This is a genomic window from Haliscomenobacter sp. (assembly GCF_040403615.1).
Classification (GTDB): domain Bacteria; phylum Bacteroidota; class Bacteroidia; order Chitinophagales; family Saprospiraceae; genus Haliscomenobacter.
Genome location: NZ_JBBAKG010000213.1, coordinates 1 through 4,062, shown reverse-complemented (window position 1 = coordinate 4,062; position 4,062 = coordinate 1). Strand labels below are relative to the sequence as shown.

Genomic DNA, 4,062 nt, shown 5'->3' with positions numbered 1-4,062 from the left:
GGTACCCTGCCTCAAATATGATTTTTCGCTCAGCAAGCGCCGTCTGGGTAGCGGCGATCAAGCCCTTCAAACCAAGCGTTTTGATGTCCAGGTAGATTCCCTGGTTATTCGGGTCGTAAATCTTGCGGGATACGTCGCCGACTGAGTGACCGGCAGCGAAATTTGCTGTGGTTGCGCTTGAATCAGCACGCAAGCCTGGCTGATGCACTTCAAGCCACAATCGCTTGGGGCATTGCAAGTACGCCAAGATTTTAGATTTAGACAGCACCGCCATCAGGATACCAAAAGCGAGCTGGTCGCTGCACTGAATATGACAGATTCTGGGAACAAACTGATGGTCTCCTAATCATTAAGTTGAACCGATCGGGCCGCAACCTGAGTTGTATCGCGCAGTCTCCCTTACCAAATGCCAGTTAATACCGTGTATTCGGCTTACCAACAACGTGGTTTCACGTGTTTTTTATCTTTGTGTAATAAATTAAATTTCAATTAAATACAATATTGAAGAACATTGACTGTCGTTGAAAACTGAGTCAGCCGCCCAGTTTGTCTGACTAATAAAAACCTAACTATAGCCCTGTGACTTCAGCGACTACATTTCCTGTGTGAGGATCTTTAAATTTTTTATCAATAAAAAAATTATCACTTTCGATTTCAAAACCAAGCTTAGAAAGTTTTAAAATAACAGCTTTACTAATACATTTATCGCGACCATCTACAGATGCTGGTTCACCCATCTCAGCTACTGAGTCAAATATTTTTTGAACTTTACGATCAATCTTATCCTCTAGTTTCTCCCAGCGCTCACCACCGCGTGGAAAGATCGATCCGTTAAAGTCGACTGCTAAAATATCGACTATAAGTGCCTTATCGTCTACAAATATAGGAGTAGTATTAAGAGTAAGCGATGCGTGTAACCAATAATAATTGCAATAAATCTTCCCGCCGTAACCAGAAAATTGGATTTCTCTACAAAATGACTTTTTGCAATCTAACCTATAACTTGTATTTCTATTCGTATTTAACATAGCTTCTTCCTTGTTAATTAATTTTAGCTTAAAGTGTCTTTGAATTCTTGGACAAAATTATTCATAAAGTCAATACCATTATCAAACATATTTTGGTAAATCAGGGGACTAATCTGAAATTCGCCAGAGTAATTTGGATCATCCGAAGCTATACCTTTGACACAAATGCCAAGATAATAACGAATTGATTTTCCTGATTCTCCTTCTATAATTTGAATTTGTCCAGTTATGCATTGGAGGTTTCGATCAAGTACTAATTTTATTACTTTTTCTTCTTTTGGTTTTGAAATCAGATCGTCATAATAGAACATGTAAAACATAATAAAACCATTTTCTTCATCGGTATTAAAGTAGCACGGATATGCAAATTTTCCGTCATAAGAGTTAACTAAAATTTCAAATTGAGCAGAATCCTCGCCGTCAGCGATGTCAATGGTATCAGGCAAGTTTTTATAACGCTTTACCCAATTAATTAAAGAATAAGCTAAAGGCTTTACTCTTTTTTTAGACGACAGTGCCATCCTCACGAACCTCGGTCTGAGTGAGGGAAATAACTGGTGAAACTTTTATTGAGGTATCTTTCTTTGGCATTATTAATCCTTGGATTTGATGCTTTATTTCTATTATTGATGCTGCGATCGTTTCTTTGTCAAATTATGATCTAAATTTTATTTAAGCCGAGCATTTTTCAATTTGTTAGCCTTTAAAAACACGTCATTAAATGGCAATCGTTATGACTAATATTTAATTGCAATTATTGGGTGGTTTGATTTTTCAATAATTCAGTGAGAGATTCCCAATTTCTTCTCCGTTCTTGAGTACTTACTCTGGCAGCAGGGTGATAAGCAGGAATAATCGAAATTTTTCTATTTGAAATCATTGTGACGACTTTTTGGCCTGATTCCCTCATTGATTTAAAATTATGTACAAATCGTGTTTGCCCTGTGACATTAACAACCTGCCAAGCTTTTTCCCCAAGACACATAATGCATTTTAATTTTGGCATATTTTTTACAACCCAACTTAAAACATCGATTAAATAACTCTGTAGTTGATTATCCTTAAAGCCTCTCAATACTTGGCTATATTTTTCACAACCATCTTCGTACAGCATATTAGCCGCAGCTGATCCGTATAAAACACCGCAGCCTTCTGCGTATTTACTTACAAGGTTACGTAATGAATCATTGGTTCTATAACCTTTCTTATCTCCATTGATTTCTCTGCTTGCGTGACGCCATGCAAATTCCTTTGGATCCCCATTTTGTAAGTGAGTTAAAATAAGTTTTTTGAGTGCCGATGCAGGTAATGCGTCTTGCGCGAGAATTAGAATTTCGCCGTTTCAATCCCCGAATAATGTTTCTGTTGGGTAAAAATTTATTACTTTACTACCAATATATTCATCATTAAAAGCATTAATCCATCGTGCAGTTTTATTATTTTCATTTAATGGCACATTTATGCCCTTGAATGAAAAAATAAAAGATGGAATCGGTGGAGTTGAGAAATTTTTTTGTGTCATTTTATCTCTTCTCTTTGCTTTCGATTGTTACTTCGGCTATCATTAAAGTCAAACCATTGACTTCCTTTGAAGCAAAATCCAACTTTTACGCTGATTTAGATGTTGTAAATTCACCATAAATCACGTACGTGCAAATAAGTCTTGAAAAAATTCGCCTTGCTTGCCCACCTGCAGAGTGTGGCGATAATACTTTGTGATGACACCGATTTGTGCTTATCCATTTGACTCTGGGTAGACACAGTTCGTGTTGGTGTTTATCTTGAAAACTCCTGATCTGGGTTAGTCGTTGGCCGGTGAAACTGCTTTTGAAATGGCTGCGGTGCCGAGGGCTTGAGCGATACGGGGCCCAAGGCGGGTGGTCCGCATTACCTGCAGCGCTTTTGCACAGAGCAAACCGTGACGGTGAACACCACGGCGGCGGGAGGCAATGTGGCATGATGACTTGAAGCGCAGGCTGGGCGGGGGCATGGTCGCAGGCTTGCACAGCTTGCCGCACACCAGGCCTGCTCACGGCGTACGTCGCCGACAAAAGGCTTGTCAGTCGCCACCCGCACAATGATCAAGCCTTCGGGGCAAAATGCTGCCGGCTGAGGCTGCCAACAACACCGACCTGATCTCGGCTTCGCTGGCCGTACGTTTGTACTGTCGTCGCTTCGCCTTTGCGTTCACGAATGATGTGAAAATCGAATTAGCCATTGAACTCCCACTTTCGTCTCGCAGCCAGCACCGCATCGGGGTAGGGCGCTTTGCCGCGTGAGCCGTTGTAGCGGCCCAGACCCATGAACAAGTCACCTTTTTCGCGGTCCAGGTAATGCCGCAAAATGACGCAGCCAAAGCGCAAATTGGTTTGCATGTGAAACAGCTTGCTCGCATCGCCATCACCAATCACCCGCGTCCAGAACGGCATGACCTGCATGTAACCGCGCGCGCCGGCGACGCTGACGGCGAATTTGCGAAAGTTGCTTTCAACCTGAATCAGGCCGAGCACCAAAGCCGTGTCCAGCCCGGCGCGCTTGCTTTCGTACCAGACGGTTTGCAAAAACTCCTTGCGGATTTGGAGCTCGGATTTTTTGGTCAGCAGCCGGTCGCTCATGGCGGCCAGCCAGCGCAGGTGACTGAGCTTGGCCTCGGTATCCTTGAACTCGGGTATTGGCGGTGCCTGGTTGGCAATGGCAGAGCTCAGCGCCGTACGCACTGAGTCGATCAATGGCTCTTCAATTTGCGCGCCAGCGTTTGAATGCTCTGTAAATAATAGCTGGCTGCACCCAATGATACAGGCTTGCAGGGCTTTTCTTCTGGTGAAATTACCAGGGTGTTGCCTCTGAGCTGTCATCCCGGGCTCGACCCGGGATCCATGACTTCTCAGGTCGTCGCTAGAGTTCGGGTTCATGGATTGCGGCACAAGGCCGCAATGACAGCCGGGGACAATCACTGCCTTCACAGCCCTAGCTTGCCTTTGATGAACACCAATGCATCGGCGGTCGCAACTTTGGTGGATTCTGTATCGCGGCG

Annotated in this window: 4 protein-coding genes; all 4 read right to left on the bottom strand. The window is 43.3% G+C overall.

Features of this window, described 5'->3' with window-relative positions:
- Positions 1–569 precede the first annotated feature (569 nt).
- Complete coding sequence (locus ABW391_RS28785) at positions 570–1,028, bottom strand: hypothetical protein (protein ID WP_353485358.1); 459 nt, start codon at positions 1,026–1,028, stop codon at positions 570–572.
- Positions 1,029–1,051: 23 nt separating this feature from the next.
- Positions 1,052–1,549 (bottom strand): hypothetical protein, encoded by a 498-nt coding sequence (locus ABW391_RS28780; RefSeq protein ID WP_353485357.1) that lies wholly within the window; start codon positions 1,547–1,549, stop codon positions 1,052–1,054.
- A 233-nt stretch (positions 1,550–1,782) separates the two neighbouring features.
- Positions 1,783–2,142: a uracil-DNA glycosylase family protein gene (locus tag ABW391_RS28775; protein WP_353485356.1), complete on the bottom strand. Its 360-nt coding sequence runs from the start codon at positions 2,140–2,142 to the stop codon at positions 1,783–1,785.
- Positions 2,143–3,238: 1,096 nt separating this feature from the next.
- Positions 3,239–3,883: a lytic transglycosylase domain-containing protein gene (locus tag ABW391_RS28770; protein WP_353485359.1), complete on the bottom strand. Its 645-nt coding sequence runs from the start codon at positions 3,881–3,883 to the stop codon at positions 3,239–3,241.
- Positions 3,884–4,062 lie beyond the last annotated feature (179 nt).